General features: G+C 68.6%; 18 protein-coding genes and 1 rRNA gene. 9 read left to right on the top strand and 10 right to left on the bottom strand.

Going from position 1 to position 18,667, the window contains the following annotated elements; all coding sequences use genetic code 11:
• Positions 1-9 precede the first annotated feature (9 nt).
• Positions 10-1,029 carry a TAXI family TRAP transporter solute-binding subunit gene (locus tag OP498_RS02025; protein WP_280546441.1) on the top strand — a complete coding sequence of 340 codons (1,020 nt, stop codon included), beginning with the start codon at positions 10-12 and terminating at the stop codon, positions 1,027-1,029.
• A 79-nt stretch (positions 1,030-1,108) separates the two neighbouring features.
• On the opposite strand, the gene fadA is transcribed toward OP498_RS02025, so the two are convergent.
• Positions 1,109-2,287, bottom strand: a complete 1,179-nt coding sequence (gene fadA, locus OP498_RS02020; protein ID WP_280546439.1) for an acetyl-CoA C-acyltransferase FadA — start codon at positions 2,285-2,287, stop codon at positions 1,109-1,111.
• Between the two features lie 63 nt (positions 2,288-2,350).
• Entirely contained in the window at positions 2,351-4,552 is a 2,202-nt protein-coding gene (gene fadB, locus OP498_RS02015; protein ID WP_280546436.1) for a fatty acid oxidation complex subunit alpha FadB, read from the bottom strand.
• A gap of 349 nt (positions 4,553-4,901) precedes the next feature.
• On the opposite strand from fadB, the gene slyA reads away from it, so the two are divergent.
• A complete protein-coding gene (gene slyA / locus OP498_RS02010; protein WP_280546434.1) occupies positions 4,902-5,345 on the top strand; it encodes a transcriptional regulator SlyA in 444 nt (147 codons plus the stop codon).
• 6 nt (positions 5,346-5,351) lie between these two features.
• On the opposite strand, the gene OP498_RS02005 is transcribed toward slyA, so the two are convergent.
• On the bottom strand, positions 5,352-5,882 hold the full coding sequence (locus OP498_RS02005) for a preprotein translocase subunit YajC (RefSeq protein ID WP_280546432.1): 531 nt from the start codon (positions 5,880-5,882) through the stop codon (positions 5,352-5,354).
• A gap of 106 nt (positions 5,883-5,988) precedes the next feature.
• Here OP498_RS02005 and OP498_RS02000 point away from each other — a divergent pair, with 106 nt between their 5' ends.
• A complete protein-coding gene (locus OP498_RS02000) occupies positions 5,989-6,444 on the top strand; it encodes a universal stress protein (protein ID WP_280546430.1) in 456 nt (151 codons plus the stop codon).
• A 122-nt stretch (positions 6,445-6,566) separates the two neighbouring features.
• On the opposite strand, the gene OP498_RS01995 is transcribed toward OP498_RS02000, so the two are convergent.
• Entirely contained in the window at positions 6,567-8,498 is a 1,932-nt protein-coding gene (locus tag OP498_RS01995) for an ATP-binding cassette domain-containing protein (protein WP_280546428.1), read from the bottom strand.
• A 100-nt stretch (positions 8,499-8,598) separates the two neighbouring features.
• Here OP498_RS01995 and OP498_RS01990 point away from each other — a divergent pair, with 100 nt between their 5' ends.
• Both OP498_RS01990 and OP498_RS01985 read left to right on the top strand, forming a co-directional pair.
• Entirely contained in the window at positions 8,599-9,486 is an 888-nt protein-coding gene (locus tag OP498_RS01990) for a TatD family hydrolase (protein WP_280546426.1), read from the top strand.
• 1 nt (position 9,487) lies between these two features.
• Positions 9,488-10,042, top strand: a complete 555-nt coding sequence (locus tag OP498_RS01985; RefSeq protein ID WP_280546424.1) for a hypothetical protein — start codon at positions 9,488-9,490, stop codon at positions 10,040-10,042.
• A 15-nt stretch (positions 10,043-10,057) separates the two neighbouring features.
• Here the strand turns inward: OP498_RS01985 and OP498_RS01980 are convergent, their stop codons facing one another.
• Together OP498_RS01980 and OP498_RS01975 are read right to left on the bottom strand one after the other, a co-directional pair.
• Positions 10,058-12,229, bottom strand: a complete 2,172-nt coding sequence (locus OP498_RS01980) for a thiamine pyrophosphate-dependent enzyme (protein WP_280546423.1) — start codon at positions 12,227-12,229, stop codon at positions 10,058-10,060.
• 36 nt (positions 12,230-12,265) lie between these two features.
• Positions 12,266-12,841, bottom strand: a complete 576-nt coding sequence (locus OP498_RS01975) for an elongation factor P hydroxylase (protein WP_280551900.1) — start codon at positions 12,839-12,841, stop codon at positions 12,266-12,268.
• Between the two features lie 149 nt (positions 12,842-12,990).
• Here OP498_RS01975 and OP498_RS01970 point away from each other — a divergent pair, with 149 nt between their 5' ends.
• The 3 genes from OP498_RS01970 (at position 12,991) to OP498_RS01960 (ending at position 16,308) form a co-directional block, all read left to right on the top strand.
• Entirely contained in the window at positions 12,991-14,439 is a 1,449-nt protein-coding gene (locus tag OP498_RS01970) for an MATE family efflux transporter (protein WP_280551897.1), read from the top strand.
• Positions 14,411-15,478 (top strand): DUF3080 family protein, encoded by a 1,068-nt coding sequence (locus OP498_RS01965; RefSeq protein ID WP_280551894.1) that lies wholly within the window; start codon positions 14,411-14,413, stop codon positions 15,476-15,478. Before OP498_RS01970 ends, OP498_RS01965 begins: the two co-directional genes overlap by 29 nt.
• Positions 15,479-15,591: 113 nt before the next feature.
• Entirely contained in the window at positions 15,592-16,308 is a 717-nt protein-coding gene (locus OP498_RS01960) for a hypothetical protein (protein ID WP_280546415.1), read from the top strand.
• 15 nt (positions 16,309-16,323) lie between these two features.
• Here the strand turns inward: OP498_RS01960 and tusA are convergent, their stop codons facing one another.
• Entirely contained in the window at positions 16,324-16,575 is a 252-nt protein-coding gene (tusA, locus tag OP498_RS01955) for a sulfurtransferase TusA (RefSeq protein WP_280546413.1), read from the bottom strand.
• 41 nt (positions 16,576-16,616) lie between these two features.
• On the opposite strand from tusA, the gene OP498_RS01950 reads away from it, so the two are divergent.
• The gene (locus OP498_RS01950) at positions 16,617-16,907 is read left to right on the top strand and encodes an antibiotic biosynthesis monooxygenase (protein ID WP_106228982.1); all 291 of its coding nucleotides are present in this window, start codon (positions 16,617-16,619) and stop codon (positions 16,905-16,907) included.
• Between the two features lie 17 nt (positions 16,908-16,924).
• On the opposite strand, the gene rlmM is transcribed toward OP498_RS01950, so the two are convergent.
• From rlmM to rrf, 3 genes are all read right to left on the bottom strand, one after another.
• Complete coding sequence (gene rlmM / locus OP498_RS01945) at positions 16,925-17,992, bottom strand: 23S rRNA (cytidine(2498)-2'-O)-methyltransferase RlmM (RefSeq protein ID WP_280546402.1); 1,068 nt, start codon at positions 17,990-17,992, stop codon at positions 16,925-16,927.
• On the bottom strand, positions 17,989-18,417 hold the full coding sequence (locus OP498_RS01940; RefSeq protein WP_280546400.1) for a DUF2721 domain-containing protein: 429 nt from the start codon (positions 18,415-18,417) through the stop codon (positions 17,989-17,991). The genes rlmM and OP498_RS01940 overlap by 4 nt, the downstream gene beginning before the upstream one ends.
• A 141-nt stretch (positions 18,418-18,558) precedes the next feature.
• Positions 18,559-18,667: ribosomal RNA gene (gene rrf / locus OP498_RS01935) — 5S ribosomal RNA — on the bottom strand; the annotation flags it as partial.

Raw genomic sequence — 18,667 nt, 5'->3', positions numbered from 1 at the left:
AGGTGAGTCATGAAAACAACCGCAAGGCTGCTGGGCATCGGCCTGACCAGCCTGTTCCTCTGGAACCCGCCGTCGGCAGAGGCCGACGACCCCCTGATCATCGCTACCGCCAGCCCCGCCGGGGTCTACCACGTGGTCGGCCGGGCGCTGTGCCGTGTCGTCGAGACGCCCTGCCGGGCGCAGCCCAGCGAGGGCTCCAGTGCCAACCTGCGCGGGCTGCGACGCGGTGACCTGCAGCTCGCCATGGCCCAGTCGGACCTGCACCTGTATGCCACCCTGGGCACCGAGGGCTTCCGGAATGACGGCCCGAACGAGGCGCTGCGCTCGGTCTTCTCGCTGCACAGCGAGCCCTTCACCCTGGTGGTGCGCCGTGATGCCGAGATTCGGGACTTCGAGGACCTGCAGCAGCGCTCGGTGAACATCGGCAACCCGGGCTCCGGCCAGCGCGGCACCATGCTCAGGCTGATGGATGCCCGGGGCTGGAGCCGCACCAACTTCCGCCAGACCCACGACCTGCCGGCCGACCAGCAGTCCATGGAGCTCTGCCACGGCAACATCGACGCCATGGTCTATACCGTGGGCCATCCCAACGCCTCGGTGGCCCAGGCCATCCGGCTGTGCGATGCCGAGATCGTCGACGTGAAGGGCGACTTCGTTGACCTGCTGGTGGATGCCTACCCCTATTTCACGCGGGCCTCGATCCCCGCCGGCCTCTACGGCCCGGACCAGCAGGCAGTGGAGACCTTCGGGGTCAAGGCCACCCTGGTCACCACGGCGGACACCGACCCCGACCTGGTCTACCGGCTGGTCTCCAACGTGTTCGACAACTTCGCACGCTTCCAGGCGGCCCATCCCGCCCTGGGCGAGCTGACGCCCCAGGCGATGATCCAGGAAGGGCTCAGCGCCCCTCTGCACGAAGGGGCGCTGCGCTACTACCGCGAACAGGGATGGGTCGAGGCCGAAAGCATGATGTCCGAACGCCACGCGCAACCCCGCCTGGCCGTGCACGACGCGGCAAGTCCCGACTGAGATTCGAGCGCGCAATGCACAACGGCACCCGAGGGGTGCCGTTGTGCGTATCACCGCGACGCTTATCAGGCCGGGCGGGTTACCTGAGGCGTTCGAACACCGTGGCCACGCCCTGCCCCATGCCGATGCACATGGTGGCCAGGCCCAGGGTGGTATCGCGTTCCTGCATCACGTTGAGCAGGGTGGTGCTGATGCGCGCCCCGGAGCAGCCCAGCGGGTGGCCCAGGGCGATGGCGCCGCCGTGGAGGTTGACCTTATCGTCCATGGCGTCGCGCAGGCCCAGGTCCTTGAGCACCGGCAACGCCTGAGCGGCGAAGGCCTCGTTGAGCTCCACGGTCTGGATGTCGTCGATGGTCAGGCCCGCGCTCTTCAGCGCCTTCTTCGAGGCCGGCACCGGGCCGTAGCCCATGATGGAGGCATCACAGCCCGCCAGGCCGGTGGAGAGCACCCGGGCGATGGGCGCAAGGCCCAGGGCCTGGGCGCGCTCGCCGCTCATCACCGCCATGCCGGCCGCCCCCACCGAGAGCGCCGAGGAGGTGCCGGCGGTGACGGTGCCGCCGCGGGGGTCGAAGGCCGGCTTGAGCTCGGCCATCTTCTCCAGGCTGGCGTCGCCGCGGATCACCTCGTCGCGATCGACCCGGACCCGGAAGCCGCGCGCGTCATGGCCCTCGATGCCAATGATCTCGCGGTCGAACCCGCCGTTCTCCATGGCCGCCTGGGCCCGCTGGTGCGAGCGCACGCCGAAGGCGTCCTGCTCCTGGCGGGAGATGCCGTGCATCTTGCCCAGCAGCTCCGCGGTCAGCCCCATCATCATAGCCGCCTTGGCCACGTGTTTGCTGGCCGCCGGGTTGACGTCGACGCCATGGGTCATGCCCACATGCTCCATGTGCTCCACGCCGCCGATGATGTAGAACTCGCCCATGCCGGCCCGGATGTTGGCGGCGGCGATGTGCAGCGCGCTCATCGAGGAGCCGCACAGGCGGTTGACCGTCTGCGCCGGCACGGTGTGCGGGATCCCGGTGAGGATCGCCGCATTGCGGGCGATGTTCATGCCTTGTTCCAGGGTCTGGTTGACGCAGCCCCAGATCACGTCGTCGACCTCGGCCGGGTCGAGCCCCGGGTTGCGGTCGAACAGTGCCTGCATCACCGCGGCGGAGAGGTTCTCGGCGCGCACATGGCGGAAGGCGCCCTGCTTCGCCCTGGCCATGGCGGAACGGGCACAGTCGACCACCACCACGTCTCTCGGATTCAAGCTCATCGATAACTCCTTAAATAGTGTCCGGAACGTCCTGACCGTTGCGTGGCATATCCTGGGGACGCGTCAGCCCTGGGCCTTGCTGGCATAGAAGGTCTCGCCGGAGGCGGCCATCTGGCGCAGCTTCTCGGTGGGCGCGTAGAGCGGGCCGAGCTCCTCGGCCAGGCGCTCCGCCTGGCTGACGAAGGCGTCGACGCCCATGGCATCGATGTAGCGCAGCGCGCCGCCGCGGAACGGCGGGAAGCCGATGCCGTAGATCAGCGCCATGTCGGCCTCGGCGGGGCTGCCGACGATGTCGTCTTCCAGGCAGCGCACGGTCTCCAGGCACAGCGGCACCATCATGCGGGCGATGATCTCCTCATCGGAAAACTCGCGGCGCTCCCCGGCCACGCCCTTGACCAGCGTGATGGCGGCCTCGTCGGTGACCTTCCGGGGCTTGCCCTTGCGATCCTCCTCGTAGGCGTAGAAGCCCTTGGCACTCTTCTGGCCCAGGCGGTCGTTCTCCACCATGACCTGGATGGCGCTCTTGCCCTGGCCGTCTCCCCGCTCACCGGCCATGCCGGCCATCCGCTCCGGGAAGCCCTCGGCCATCACCTCGCCAGCGTGCACCGCGGTGTCCATGCCCACCACATCGAGCAGATAGGCGGGGCCCATGGGCCAGCCGAACGTCTCCATCACCTTGTCGATGCGCTGGAAGTCGGCGCCCTGCTCCACCAGCTGGCTGAAGCCGCCGAAGTAGGGAAAGAGCACGCGGTTGACCAAAAACCCCGGGCAATCGTTGACCACGATGGGCGTCTTGCCCATGGCACGGGCGTAGGCCACGGTGGCGGCGACGGCGGTATCCGAGGACTTCTCGCCGCGGATCACCTCCACCAGGGGCATGCGGTGCACCGGGTTGAAGAAGTGCATGCCGCAGAAGTTCTCCGGCCGCTTGAGGTTCTCGGCCAGGCGGGTGATGGAGATGGTCGAGGTATTGGTGGTAAGAATCGCCTCCTCGCCGACCGCCTCTTCCACTTCGGCCAGCACCTTGCCCTTGACCTTGGGGTTCTCGACCACCGCCTCGACCACCAGGTCGACGTGGCCGAAATCGCCATAGGAGAGGGTCGGGCGAATGTTGCTGAGCTTCTCGGCCATCTGCCCGGTGGAGAGCTTGCCCCGCTCCACCTGCTTGGCGAAGAGCTTGCGGGCCTCCTTGAGGCCGAGCTCGATGGCCTCCTCCTTGATGTCCTTCATCAGGATGGGCGTGCCCTTGGAGGCGCTCTGGTAGGCGATGCCGCCGCCCATGATGCCGGCGCCGAGCACCGCCGCCTGCTCGACCGGCCGCGCCTGCTTCGCGTACTGGCTGCCCTTCTTCTTGACCACCTGGTCATTCATGAACAGGCCGACCAGGTTGAAGGCCACCTCGGAGAGCGCCAGCTTGGCGAAGGCCTTGGTCTCGATGGCCTGGGCCCGGGCGCGCGACTCGCCGGCGCCCTTCTGGATCACCTTGATCGCCTCCACCGGTGCCGGGTAGTGCGGCCCCGCCTTGCCCTTGACGTAGCCCTTGGCGGTCTCGAAGGTCATCATCTGCTCGATGGGGCCGAGCGTGAGCGGCGCGCTCTTCTCGGCACGGCGGGCCCGATAGTCGAGCTCGCCGGCCTGGGCGCGGGCCAGGATGTCCAGGGCCGCGGCCTGCAGCTGCTCGCCCGGCACCACGGTGTCCACCGCCCCCATCTCGAGGGCGGCCTCGGCGCGGTTCTCGGTGCCGCCGGCGATCCATTCGATGGCGTTGTCGGCGCCGATGAGCCGCGGCAGGCGCACGCAGCCGCCCCAGCCGGGCAGGATGCCGAGCTTGGTCTCGGGCAGGCCGATCCTGGCGGACTCGGCCATGACGCGAAAGTCGGTGGTCAGGGTGATCTCGCAGCCCCCGCCCAGGGCCAGGCCATTGATGGCGGTGACCGTGGGGAACGGCAGGTCCTCGATGGCATTGAAGATGTCGTGCACCCGCTCGAGCATGGCCTCGATCTGCTCCGCGCCCTGCTCGAACATGCCGTGGAACTCGGTGATGTCGGCACCGACGATGAACGCCTCCTTCGCGCTGCCGATCACCAGGCCCTCGAGGCCTTTCTCGGCGCGGATGGCCGCGACGGCCTCGCCCAGTTCCGCGACCACGGCGCTGGAGAGCGTGTTGATGGACTCATCCTTCAGGTCGAAGGTGAGCGTGGCGATGGCATCGCCCCCGTCCTCGAGACCGCGCGCCACCGTGATGGCATTGCCTTGATAGATCATCCACGAACCTCCCTACAGAAATTCATACGGTCGTTTGATTTTCGACAGCTTGGTGCAGCCGAGCCCGAACGTCAAGCCCCTACCGACATCATGGCAGGTCCCGACGGCTCACCCCAGCGGGACGGGCGCTGTTAGACTCGACGGATGAACCGAGAAACGCCGAGGGCGAGGCAGGCGAGGCAGGCGAGGCAGGCGAGGCAGGCGAGGCAGGCGAGGCAGGCGAGGCAGGCGAGGCAGGCGAGGCAGAGGATGACGCGGGGATGGCCGATGACCTGCAATGATAAGCCTGCTTGCATTCCACGTCGCCGGTTCGGACAATCCGGTCAGGCTTCTCCCGGATGCACAGACCATGCACCAGAACATCGGCTTCCAGCTGTCCCGCGTGCCGCGCCTGTGGCGCGCGGTCATCGACCGGCGACTGGCGCCGCTGGGCCTGACCCAGACCCGCTGGATCACCCTCTACCACCTCTGGCAGCTCGGTGACGGCCAGCCGCAGTGCGACCTGGCCCGCGCCATCGGCGTCGAGGCCCCTTCTCTGGTCCGCACCCTGGACCAGCTCTCCGAGCAGGGGCTGATCGAGCGGCGCGGCTGCGAGCAGGACCGCCGCACCAAGCGCATCTACCTGACACCCAAGGCCACGCCGCTGCTGGAGCAGATCGATACGGTGGTCAGCCAGGCGCGCAGCGAGATGCTGGCCAGCCTCGACGATGCGGAGGTCGGCCAGCTGGCGAGTCTGCTGTCGCGCATCGAGGAGAACGGCCTGGCGATCCAGGCCCGCGAGGATGCGGAGTGATCGCCCTCAGGCGCGCGGCCCCTCCAGGGGCACGTCCCTCCCGGGATAGTCGGGATGCCCGGCCAGGGCGTCGCGCAGGGCCGTGAAGTCCTCCAGGTAGCGGGAGAAACGCTCGGCATCCTGTGACTCCCACCACCAGAGGCCGAGAGCCGTCCGGTTCGACTCCAGCACCAGGGCATCCAGGGGCAGGCGCGTCAGCAACGCCTCGAGCGGCGCCTCGGCCCCCGCCGGCAGCGGCCGCAGCGGTTCGAAGCGCCAGTACCAGCCATGCCGGAACGGCTTGAGCGCCGGTCCGGCCTCGGTGTCCCGCACCAGCATGAAGTCGGGCCCAGGCTGCTGCGGCGGATAGGGCCAACGGTAGTGGGGCATGACGCCCTTGATATCATGCAGCGGTGGCCGGGCCAGCTTGACGGTGACGCCAGCCCGGTTCATGGCCGTGCGCATCCGTGCCACCCGCTTCTGGCGCGGGTTCGGCTTGAGCCAGAGTGCCGGTGAGATCACCAGCATCACCGAGACAAGAATGATCAACCAGGCCATGCGGTTCTCCCTGTGAATCTTGATGCAAGTCGTTGTCTTGTCACGCAAGGCGTCCTAGAGTGGAAGCATCCCCCAACACGCTGGATGCTGTACGGAGAGTCACACCATGAGCAACGAATATCGCCATGTCCTGGTCGCCGTCGACCTGACCAAGGACTCCCACAAGGTCCTGGAGCGGGCGATGCAGATCGCCGACCGCAACCAGGCCACGCTGTCGATCATGCATACCCTGGAGCCGCTGGGCTTCGCCTATGGCGGCGACATCCCCATGGACCTCACCAGCATCCAGGACCAGCTCGACGAACATGCCAAGCAGCGCCTGGCCGAAATCGCCGACACCCATGTGCCCCGCGAGAACCAGCACGTGGTGGTGGGCATGCCCGACACCGAGATCCACCGCTTCGCCGAGGAGCATGACGTTGACCTGATCGTGGTCGGCTCCCACGGCCGCCATGGCTTCGCCCTCCTGCTCGGCTCCACTTCCACCGGCGTGCTGCACGGCGCCCAGTGCGACGTGCTGGCCGTGCGGGTCGGCGCCAAGGGCGAGGAGAGCGAGGAATAACGCGCCTCGCCCCGCTCCACTGCGAAGGCGCCCGAGGGCGCCTTCTTTGGTGTTGATGCCCGCAGGTGAGGCGACGGCGGACCACCACCGCGACCATCGCCGTGCGGATGCGGTGCCCGGTATCACTCCCCGGCCGCCATCGCCTCCAGCTCCATCCACCGCTCCATGGCCGCTTCCAGCGTGGCCTGGGTGTCGTTCAGCGACTGCAGGGTTGCCGAAACGGTCTCGGCCTCCTGCTGGTAGAAGGCCGGGTCGCCCACCCGTGCCTCGAAGGCGGCCACCTCTCCCTCGAGGCGCTCGATCTCGGCCGGCAGGCCATCGAGCTCGCGCTGCAGCTTGTAGGAGAGCTTGACCGGCCGATTCGCCGAGCTCGCGCCGGAGGACGCCCTGGCCGGTGCCGACGTGTCGCTCGCCGCCGGGGCCACGGGTTCGGCATGTTGACGCGCCGCCCCTTCCCAGGGCGCGGGGGGCAGCCGGCCACCCTGGCGCACCCAGTCGCTGTAGCCGCCCACGTACTCGCGCACCCGCCCCTGGCCCTCGAAGGCCAGCACGCTGGTCACCACGTTGTCCATGAAGGCACGGTCGTGGGAGACCAGCAACAGGGTGCCGTCGAAGTCGAGCAGCAGCTCCTCGAGCAGTTCCAGGGTCTCGACGTCGAGGTCGTTGGTCGGCTCGTCGAGCACCAGGACATTGGCCGGCTGGGTGAACAGCTTGGCCAGCAGCAGGCGGTTGGACTCGCCACCGGAGAGCGCCTTGACCGGTTGGCGCACCCGCTCGGGGGTGAACAGGAAGTCCTGCAGGTAGCTCATCACGTGACGGTCGCGCCCCCCCACGCTGATGCGATCACTGCCCTGGGCGACGTTGTCGTAGACGCTCTTCTCGGGCTCCAGGCCGGCACGCAGCTGGTCGAAATAGGCCACCTGCAGCTTGGTACCGAACTGCACCTTGCCCTCGGTCGGATCGAGCTCGCCGAGCAGAATCTTGAGCAGCGTCGTCTTGCCGGCACCGTTGCGGCCGATGAAGCCGATGCGGTCGCCGCGCTGGATCTCCAGGCTGAGGTCGTCGATCACCACCTCATCGCCGAAGCGCTGGGTGACGTGCTCGAGACCCACCACCCGCTTGCCGCTGCGCCCACCACTATCGACGGCGAGCGAGGCCTTGCCCTGGCGTTCGCGGCGTTCGCTGCGCTCCCGGCGCAGCTGCTCCAGCGCCCTCACCCGGCCCTCGTTGCGGGTGCGGCGTGCCTTGATGCCTTGGCGGATCCAGGCCTCCTCCTGGGCGAGCTTCTTGTCGAACTCGGCATGCTCGCGGGCCTCGACCTCCAGCTCGTGGTTCTTCTGCTCCTGGTAGGCGGCATAATCCCCGGGGTAGCGGCCCAGGCGGCCGCGGTCGAGCTCGAGGATCGCCGTGGCGAGCTTCGAGAGGAAGGCACGGTCGTGGGTGATGAAGAGCACGGCGCCATTGAAGTCCAGCAGCTGCTCTTCCAGCCAGGCGATGGTGTCCAGATCCAGGTGGTTGGTGGGCTCGTCTAACATTAGCAGGTCGGGCTCGGCGACCAGCGCCCGGGCCAGCGCCACGCGGCGGCGCCAGCCACCGGAGAGCGCGGCCATCTCGGCGTCGGGCGGCAACCCCAGCCGGGTCAGCACCACGTCGATGCGCTGGTGGAACGACCAGCCGTCGATCGCCTCGATCCGCGTCTGCAACTCGGCCATGCGCCGCATGTCCGGGTCCTCGTCGTGGATCAGGTGGTGATACTCGGAGAGCAACTCACCGGCCTCAGGCAGGCCCTGGGCCACCACGTCGAAGATGGTCTGGCCGGTGGCATCCGGCAGTTCCTGGGCGAGCACCCCGATCTTCAACCCCGGCGCGCGCCAGATGTTGCCGCCATCGGCCTGGACCTCGCCGGCCACCAGCTTCAGCAGGGTCGACTTGCCGGTGCCGTTGCGCCCCACCAGGGCGAGGCGCTCGCCCTTCTCCAGCACCAGATCGGCGCCGTTGAGCAGTACCTGGGTACCATAGGCCAGTTGCAGCTGTTCCAGACGTAGCAGGGTCACGCGCTCACCTCTTCATTCATCAAGGGCGCTAGTGTAACGCATGGCCGGCCCGGCGTGGCGACGGGTACAATACGCGCCTGATCCCTGAAGGAGTTCCGCCTTGGTTGCCCCGACCGACACCTGCGACGACGTCCTGCCCGAGGCCCTGCGCTTCACCTCGCCCGCGCCGCTGGTAGACATCGGCGCCAACCTGACCCACGACAGTTTCGCTCGGGACCTGCCGGCGGTGCTGGCCCGCGCCCGGGCGGCGAACGTCACCACCCTGATCCTCACCGGCACCGACCGTGAGCATGCCGAACAGGCGGTGGCGCTGGCCCGCCGCCACCCGGGGCTCTTCGCCACCGCCGGGGTGCATCCCCACGACGCCAGCCGCTGGGACCCGGCGCTGGAGCGGGCGATGCGCGACCTGCACTGCCAGCCCGAGGTGGTGGCGGTGGGTGAATGTGGCCTGGACTTCAACCGCAACTTCTCCACCCCCGCCGAGCAGGAGCGTGCCTTCGAGGCCCAGCTCGGCCTGGCGGCCCAGAGCGGCAAGCCGCTGTTCCTCCATGAGCGGGACGCCGGGCGCCGCATGCGCGAGATGCTGCATGCCTGGCGAGACGATATCCCCGACGCCGTGGTGCACTGCTTCACTGCCGACCGCGAGACCCTCTACGGCTACCGGGACCTGGACCTGCATATCGGCCTGACCGGCTGGCTGTGCGACGAGCGTCGCGGCCACCACCTGCGCGAGCTGGTCAACGAGATCCCCCTGGACCGGCTGATGGTGGAAACCGACTGCCCGTACCTGCTGCCGCGCAATTTACCTGCCAAACTCAAGGGCAGACGCCACGAACCGGCGCTGCTGCCCTGGATCGTGCGGGAGATCGCCCACTGGCGGGGCATGGACGAGGCCGAACTGGCCCGTGCCACCACCGCGACCGCGCTCGCCTTCTTCCGCCTGCCGGCAGGCGAGGCGCGCCCAGCCACCGAACACGAGGAGTCCTGACATGGCCGGCCCCGAGAGCAAAGAGATCCCCGGCTTCATCGCCGTCGAGACCGGCGAGGACGGCGGATTGCCGCTGGCCATCGCCTGGACGCTGCCCGACGGGCGGGTCAAGCACACCCTGATCCAGCCGGACGACGACTGGCTGGACAGCGAGATGGTCTCGCTGGGCGAGTACAGCCTGGAGGAGCTCAACAGCATGGGCGTAAGCCCGCTGGACGTTATTCGCGAGCTGGAGAACGACCACTTCAGCGAAACCCTCTTCACGGCCGGCGTGAGTGATGACGAGGCGACGATCTCGCGACTCTTCGACACCTACGGCCTCGACCCCTTCGTCGAACTGGCCCCGGCCGAGAGCCTCTACGATGACCTCGAGCCCGGCGGTTGGGCCCGGGCAAGGGGCGAACTCTTCGGCGAGCTGGGCCTCGAGCCACTGCGCCCCGAGCACGAGGTGGCGGTGATGCTCAACCTGCACCAGCGCCTCGCCCCGGGCGTCGCACCCCCCGAGGCCAGTCCCTTCGATGGCCGTCTGCTGGACGGCGATGACGTCGACGACTGAGGGGCCCCACGGCAACTACGCCCCCGAGCGTCCCAGCAGCGCCAGGGCCCGCTCGACGATACCCGCCACCGAGGGCAGCGTGACCGTGGCGGCCGGCCCCAGGGCAATGAAGCTGTCCTCGGCGGTCAGCCGCGCCAGGCGCTGGCCCGCCACGCCGCGCTCGACCAGGCCGGTGATCAGCTCCTCGCTCGGCGAGCCCGACCGCCGGCACTCGTCGACCACCAGGATTCGCGAGCAATCCGCCACCCGGCGATGCAGGGCATCGTGGTCGATGGCGGTGAGCCAGCGCAGGTCGATGAGGCGCAGCGCGATGCCCTCGGCCTCGAGGCGGGTGGCCGCCTGCCGTGACAGGTGCATCCCGTTGCCGTAGCTGACGATGGCCAGGTCGCGTCCCTCCCCCCATTGGCCGAGCTCGCCCACCGCCAGGCGGTAGTCCGGCCCCGGGTCGGCGCAGCAGCCGCGATCATCCCCCTCCTCCAGCAGGTCCCGGGCGTGGTAGCGGGCGATGGGCTCGATCAGCACCACCACCCGCTGCTCCTCGTCGGCCAGGCGGACGGCCTCCTGCAGCAGCCCCACCGCCTCGGCCCCGCTGGACGGGCAGGCCACCAGCAACCCGGGAATGTCGCGCAGCACAGCAATGGCATTGTCGTTGTGGAAGTGGCCGCCGAAGCCCTTCTGGTAGCCGAGCCCGGCGATTCGGACCACCATCGGGTTGGTGAACTGGCCAGCGGAGAAGAAGCTAAGCGTGGCCGCCTCGCCGCGCAGCTGGTCCTCGGCGTTGTGCAGGTAGGCGAGGAACTGGATCTCCAGGATCGGCACCAGGCCGCTCTGGGCCAGGCCGATCCCCAGCCCCAGGATGCTCTGCTCGTCGAGCAGCGTATCGATCACCCGGTGCGGGCCGAACTGCGCCTGCAGGCGCTGGGTGACCCCGTAGACGCCGCCCTTGCGGCCGATGTCCTCGCCGGCCATCACCAGGTGCGGGTAGCGGGTCATCAGCCTCGCCAGCGCCTGGTTGATCAGCCTGGCCATGGGGGACGGGGTGGCATCGACCTCCCCCTGCCAGGGGGTCTGCCGGCCGGGGCGCGGCGGCGGCACGATGCTCGCCATGACCTGCGCGGCGCTCTCGAGCCTGGGTCGCTGGATCACCGCCTCGGCTTCCCGGGCCACCCGCTCGCCGATCGCCCGGTAGCGCTGGGCGATCTCCTCCACGGAGAGCACGCCGTGGCGACGCAGCAGCCCGGCGCTGACCAGCAGCGGGTCGCGGGCCTCGTCGGCCTCGATGCGCGCGGTCGACAGGTAGGCCTGCTGTGCATCGGAGCCGGCATGGCCGAACAGCCTCACGCAGTGCATGTGCAGGAACACCGGCTGGCGACGGCTGCGGGCGAGGTGCGCCGCCTCGCGGGCCACCTGCCAGGTGTCCAGCAGGTCGAGACCGTCACAGGCGAGATAGTGGAAGCCGGGGCGGGCACGCATGCTGGCGGCGATCCAGCCGGGCGGCGTGGGCATGGAGATGCCGATGCCGTTGTCCTCGCAGACCATCACCAGCGGCATGGGCGCGCCCTGCCAGGCGGCCCAGCCCGCGGCATTGAGGGCGCCCTGGGCGGTGGAGTGGTTGAAGGAGGCATCGCCGAAGCTGCAGATCACCACGCTGTCCGGCGGCCACTCGCCGCCACCGCCCAGGCGACGCCACAGGCCGAGGCTGTGGGCCGCCCCCACCGCCTTGGGCAGGTGGGAGGCGATGGTGCTGGTCTGCGGCGGGATGCTGAGCGCCCTGGAGCCCAGCACCTTGTGGCGCCCACCGGAGATCGGGTCCTCCGACGAGGCGGTGAAGCTCAGCAGCAGGTCGCGGATCGGCGTCTGGCCCGGCACGGCGCGGCTGCGCTGGATCAGGAAGGCGGCATCGCGGTAGTGCAGGAAGGCGGGATCATCGGGGCGGAAGGCGCGGGCGATGGCGGCGTTGCCCTCGTGGCCGGCACTGCCGATGGTGTAGAAGCCCTCGCCCCGTGCCTGGACCCGCCGGGCCTGGAGGTCGAGGTGGCGGCTGGTCAACTGGGACTCGAAGAGCTCGACGAGCCCCTCGGTGTCGAGCCCGGCCGCCTCCAGGGAGCCGTCGTGTGACGGGGCGGGCCAGGTGTCGTCATGCAGGGCGGCGAGGAAGCGCTGTTCCTGGGGCAGGGAGTCGGCCACGGTCGGCCTCCGGTCGGCGGGACATTGCCCTACAGCCTAGTCGATCACCCCGAGGGGCCGCGATCCTGCCGACTCGAGCCGACGGTGCCCGGCCGCCACGGCTTGCTCGAGGCTGGCCCCTTCCCGGTAGAAGGCCGCCAGCGTCTGCCGGAAGGCCGCCGCGCGCCCCGGCAGACCCTCGCGCAGGTAGCGCTCGGCCCGCGCCTCGACCCGCGCCTGGAAGCCCTCGCGGTCGACCTCCACCTCGCCCAGGTTGTCGACGCTGACGTTGAAGGGCAGGCCACAGGCCTGCGACAAGAGCCGCTCCAGCGCCTGGGGCGCCACTTCCACCGCCTCGAAGACGCGCTGCTGGCGGGCATCCCGGCCGTCGGGCAGGTACCAGTAGCCGTAGTCCTCGAGCCGTCTCCGCCGGGCTCCGGCGATGCACCAGTGGCTGACCTCGTGCAGGGCGCTGGCGTAGAAGCCGCGGGCGAAGATCACCCGATGCCAGGGGGAGACCTCGTCTGCCGGCAGGTAGAGCGGCTCGTCTCCGCCGCGCACCAGGCGGGTTTGGTAGCGGGGCAGGAAGAGACCGTCGAACAGCGCAATGACATCCTCGAGTCGGTGGCTCACGCAGGCTCCTGGAAGGCGTAAAGGGCGCCATTATAGAGGCAAGGCCGCGCGGCGCGAAAATCGTTGCCTCCTGATAGACTGGACGGCCTGCCGGCGCTCGTCCCGGGCCGGACGCTGCCGACTCACCCTCGACGCATGGAGCTGCTGCCTTGGCCTCGTTCGCCTCACGTCTGCTGGCCACCAGCCGCCAGGAAACGCGCCCCCTGATGCGCCTGGCGCTGCCCATCTGCGGGTCCCAGCTGGCCCAGGCCGGGATGAGCGTCGTCGACGTGATGATGACCGGGCGACTCAGTGCCACCGACCTGGCGGCCGTCTCGGTGGGTTCCAGCCTGTGGCTGCCGCTGATGCTGTTCATGACCGGCACCCTGATGGGACTGACGCCGATCGTCGCCCAGTTGCTGGGTGGCGGCCGCACGGCGGGGATTCGCCCCAGCGTCCACCAGGCGCTGTGGATCGCCCTCGCCTTGGGCATGGTCGCCGCGGCGCTGCTGTGGTTCACGGTGATGCCGATCTTTCGCCTGATGGCGGTGCCCGAGGAGGTCGCCGGGCGCGCCGCCGCCTACCTGGCCGCCGTGGCCTTCGGCATGCCCGGGGTGGCGCTCTTCCAGGCGCTGCGCGCCTTCTCGGACGGCATGAACCATACCCGACCGTCGCTGTGGATCAGCCTGGTCGGCCTCGGGGTAAACATCCCCTGCAACTTCGTGCTGATCTACGGCGGCGAGGGGCTGGCGGGGCTGTTCGGCGGCTGGCTACCCGGCAGCGTGCAAGGCCTGCCGGCCCTCGGCGCCCTGGGCTGCGGCATTGCCACGGCGCTCTCCATGTGGGTGATGGGCCTGGCGATGATCGCCTACACCCGGCACTCCAGGGCCTATGGTGACGTCGCGCTGTGGCATTCGCCCACGCCTCCGCGCTGGCCGCTGATCGGCGAGCTGCTGCACGTGGGCGTGCCCATCGGCGTGGCGATCTTCGTGGAGGTGACGCTGTTCACCCTGATCGCCCTGTTCATCGCCAGCCTCGGCGAGATCACCGTGGCGGCGCACCAGGTGGCGCTCAACTACACCTCGATCCTGTTCATGCTGCCGCTCTCCCTGGGCATGGCCCTGACCGTGCGGGTCGGCCACACCCTGGGGCAGGGCCGCCCCGATGCCGCCCGCCTGGTGGCCTGGCATGGCATCCTGGTGGCGCTGGCCGTGGCGGGGCTCAACAGCCTGCTGCTATGGCTCACCGCCGAGCCGGTGATCGGGCTTTATACTCATGACAGCGAGGTGCAGCGCCTGACCCTGACGCTGGTCGGCCTGGCGATGCTCTACCAGGTGTCGGACGCCCTGCAGGTCAACCTGGCCGGGGCCCTGCGCGGCTACAAGGACACCCGCATCATCATGCTGATCACCCTGCTGGCCTACTGGCTGGTGGGGCTCGGCGGAGGCCACTGGCTGGGAGCACATGGCCTGTTCGGATGGCTCGGCCCGCTGGGCGTGTACGGCTACTGGATCGGCCTGATTGCCGGCTTGACCACGGCAGCCGTGCTGTTGGGCGAGCGACTCAGGCGCATCAGCAAGGCGACGACCCATGGACAGATCGAGATTCCTGCCGAGTGACGCCGGCCGTGCATCCCGCCGCCGCGGGATCCGGAGGCTGATGGCGCTGCCGTTACTGCTGCTGGCCGGCTGCGGCGAGGGCGACAGCGAGGCCCTGCTGAGCGACTACCAGCAGCGCCTCGCCGAGACCGTCTCGCTCGAGGCGCCGCCGCGCTCGACCCCGGACAACATCGCGGCCTTCCCCGAACACGACCAGCGGCTGTTCGAAGTCGCCGAGACCCGCGAGGGCATGCTCGACATCTATGCCCTGCGCGAGTGCCATATCACCAACCTCGTGGCGGCACGCAACAACCAGCTCGGCAAGGTGGCGGCCCCCAGCCAGCGCTGGCTCTACGAACTCCAGCTGTGGCGCAGGCTGAGCGGCTGCTGGAACGGCGACGTGCCGGACAACCTCTCCGATGACGGCCGTGAACGCCTGGCCCGGCTCACCGCCACCAAGACCGACCAGCTGCCGCGTGTCAGCTGGAACGCCCTGTTTGCCTCCGAGGAGTGGGTCAAGAATTTCTCCCGGGCGAGCTCTCCCCTCTCCCCCGAGGCCCTCGACGAGATCGAGCCGCGCAGTGCCGCGCTGCGCTACCTGCGCGAGACGACCCTGCATCAGTTCGACCGCGACTGGATGGCCGATTCGGCCACCCTCGAGGGCCACCTCAAGACCCTGCAGGAACGCCCGCTGTCTGCCGAGCTGCTGCGCACCCTGCTGCTCGCCGAACAGCGCCTGGCCGAGGCCTCGACGCTGATCGAGGGCGCCCTGAGGCGCGAGGACCGCGCAGCCTGTCGCGGGGCGGCCGACCGCCTGGCCGGATCGCCAGAGGCGACCCGACTGGCGACCTGGCTGGAGGACCTCGACCGCGCCGCCCGGCACTGGCTCGGGGCCATCGACGCCCTCCTCGAGGTGCATGTGGCGTCCCCGCCGGCGGTGGCCGACTACCGGCGACGCTGGCTGTCGCTGAGCGCCCCCGAAGCCCCGCTGCCGGCCTTCGCGGCGGCCCGCGAGCGCCACGCTGCACTGCGCAACCGTCTCGCCCGTCACTGCAGATGAGCCGCCGGGACTTAACCTTGGCAATCACTCTGTGCTATTGATGAGATAAATAGTGACGCAGTGCGCTGCTTACCAGGCCGATGCCGTGACCACGCAGCACTTGGAGGGACATCATGGGAATCCCGCAGTCACCCCGCTCCGCCCGGGTCATCGACCTCGAGGCCATGCGCCAACGTCAACTGGCCCGGCGCCGGTTGGTTCGCCTTTCGCCCGAGCTGGACAATCTGGAAATGGTCTATCGGCTCGCCTCAGATACCGACACCCTGTACGGCATGCCTCTGCTGGCCTGGGGGCTGCAGGAAGATGGCGAGGTAGTCGGCCTGGTGCCCTGGATGGAGGCCCTCACGCCCTGCCGTCGCCTGGATGACGCCGAGCATGGCCATTTCATCGGCTATCGCGACCCGGAGACCGAGGAGCTCTTCGAGCAGCCCCCCGAGCACAAGGTGCTGGAACTCGAGCACGCCGCCGCCTACTTCGACTACGAGGAGACCGACGAGACCACGCTGATCCAGCAGCTGCCCGAGACCCAGGGGACCCATGCGCTGTGCATGGACGAGAGCGATGCTCCCTGGCAGCTGAAGCAGGTCTTCGGCTGGCGCCTCTACAGCGACGGCACCGTGGAGGCCCTGCTCGTCGACGAGCGGCTGATCGAGACCACCCCGATCCTTCCCGGCGACCCCTGCCTCTATCCCGGCCACAGCCGCCACCAGGTGGTCTACTTCTTCCAGCGGCAGATCGCCAACCGCATCCGCCACGAGGACCCCACCACCCTCGAGGCCCTGGCGCTGATGGTCATGCCCGGCGGCGACGTTGACTCGTCGACCGACTGACGGGCTGGTCGCGGCTCAGCCGAGACGGATAAAGTAGAGGTAGCGGCCGTCGTCTTCCTGCTGATGCAGGAGCTCATGCCCGAGGAAACTGCAGAACTTGGGGATGTCACGGGTCGTGGCCGGGTCGCTGGCGATCACCTTGAGCACCTCTCCCGAGTGCATGTCACGCACCTTGTTGTGCATCAGCATGATCGGTTCAGGGCAGTAGAGCCCCGTGGTATCGAGTTGCACATCACAGGCCGGCAGGGAATCCGCGGAATCAACCATCGATGACCTCGTTGCAGGACAGTTAAGTAAGGGAGTAACGGATGATCAAGATCATTATCGAACGTCGTATCATGCCCGGCCTGGAGGAGGAATACGAGGCAGCCGCCCGGGAGGCCATGCGCCACTCTCTCGGCGCGCGTGGCTTCGTCGGCGGCGAGAGCCTCGTCGAGCTTGGCCACAGCGATCGCCGTCTGATGATCACCAAGTGGCGTGACATGCGCGCCTGGAAGGAGTGGTACCAAAGCGAGACACGCGCCCGGGTCATGCAGAGCCTGCTGCCGCTGCTGACCGAGGAGGAACGTATCCGCATCTACGAGCCGACGACCCACTGACGGCTCGCGGATCAGCGTCAGTCCAGGATCCGCACGTGTACCGTCACCTCTTCGCGATCATGGTAGAGGTGGCGACACGCCACCTCGGCACGGACGCCGGCCTCGGCGAGCGCCGACTCTAGGCCCGACAGGCAGCGGGAGACCTCCTGCCAGCGCCGTTTCATGGGCAGCTTCAGGTTAAAGACCGCCTCCCGGCACCAGCGACGCACCAGCCAGCGCTGGACCATCGACAGCACGCGCGACGGCTTGTCGACGATATCGCACACCAGCCAGTCGAGCCGACCCGGCGGCTCCCAGACGAAGCCATCCTCGCACAGGTGCTCCACCAGCCCCGTGGCCATCAACCCCTTGTCCATGGGGCCGTTGTCGATGGCATAGACATGCATGCCGCGCTGCACCAGCTGCCAGGTCCAGCCGCCGGGGGCGGCGCCCAGGTCGGCCGCCTGCATACCCTCCCCCAGGCGCTCGTCCCATTCATCTCGCGGGATGAACTCGTGCCAGGCTTCCTCCAGCTTGAGGGTGGAGCGGCTGGGCGCACGATGGGGAAAGCGCAGCCGGCGAATCCCCCCGAGGAGTTCACTGCGGTTGCCGGGAAAGCTCATGCCCAGCTGCACGCGGTCCCCGTCACTCCACAGCAGGTGAAGCCGGCGCCCGCCGGCCTTGCGCCGCAGGGCGCCCCGCTTCTTGAGCAGCGACTCCAGCGGCCGCTTCAGGGCCTTGATCAGGCCGGCGAGGGCCTTGGCCTCGTTGGTGTCCGGTGTCTCCTGCCAGACCGAATCGAAGCTCCAGCCGCTCGCCACCACCTGCTCGATGATCGGGGTGAGGCGATCCTCGCGCAGAAGCGAAAGGGGCGGCAGCGCGAGCAGGCTCTGGCGGGCAAACACCAGGCTTTCCAGCGGCAATGCCCGATGCAGGGCATTGGCCGGTGCATCCCCGGCGGCGATGAAGCGCACGAAACCGGCGTCTGGGCTGACGTCGGCCTCTCCCTGCCAGCCGAGCGCCATGGCCTTCTCCGCGAGTTCTGCCGCCAGGTCCGGCTCGAACCCCGGACGACAATAGAGCAGCAGCTCACCGGGCACTGTCATGGGCTGGCCTCCTCGGGCGCCACCGGGGAAGTGCCCTTCCTCTGATCCTCGATATCCTGCAACTGGACATTGAGTGCATTGGTGGAAATGGTCACCTCCCAGAGCGAGTAGATCAGCGATATGGACAGGGTCACCAGGCTCACGCCGAAGAGCAGCATGCCCAGCAGTTCGAGCGACAGGAAGAGCGCGAACATCGACAGCGTACAGAGCAGGAAGCTCAGCACCCCCGCCACCTGCATGCGCTTGGTCAGGGAGATGCGCCGACGCAGCAACACGATCTGTCGGGCGGTGCCGGTCTGATGCCGGTCACGCTCCTCGTCCGCCAGCTTGCGGATCAGCTGGGCGAGCACCAGGAAGCGGTTGGTATAGGCCAGCAGCAGCAGCGAGATGGCGGGAAAGAGCAGGGCCGGGGTGGTCAGCGTCACGTACGATCTCCGGTTGTGATTCGCAACGCCATGATAACAGGTGACACTTTCACGGGCCGCGCATGAAAAAACCCCGAGCTCTAATGAACTCGGGGTTTTTCATGCCAAACCCCGACCAATGGCCGGGGTTTCAGAATAAGTGCCTGACGATGACCTACTCTCGCATGGGGAGGCCCCACACTACCATCGGCGCTGAGCGGTTTCACTGCTGAGTTCGGCAAGGGATCAGGTGGTTCCCGCACGCTATGGT

This window comes from Halomonas sp. 25-S5 (genome assembly GCF_029889845.1).
In the GTDB taxonomy this organism is placed as follows: Bacteria; Pseudomonadota; Gammaproteobacteria; order Pseudomonadales; family Halomonadaceae; genus Halomonas.
This window is presented reverse-complemented; position numbering and strand designations above follow the sequence as displayed.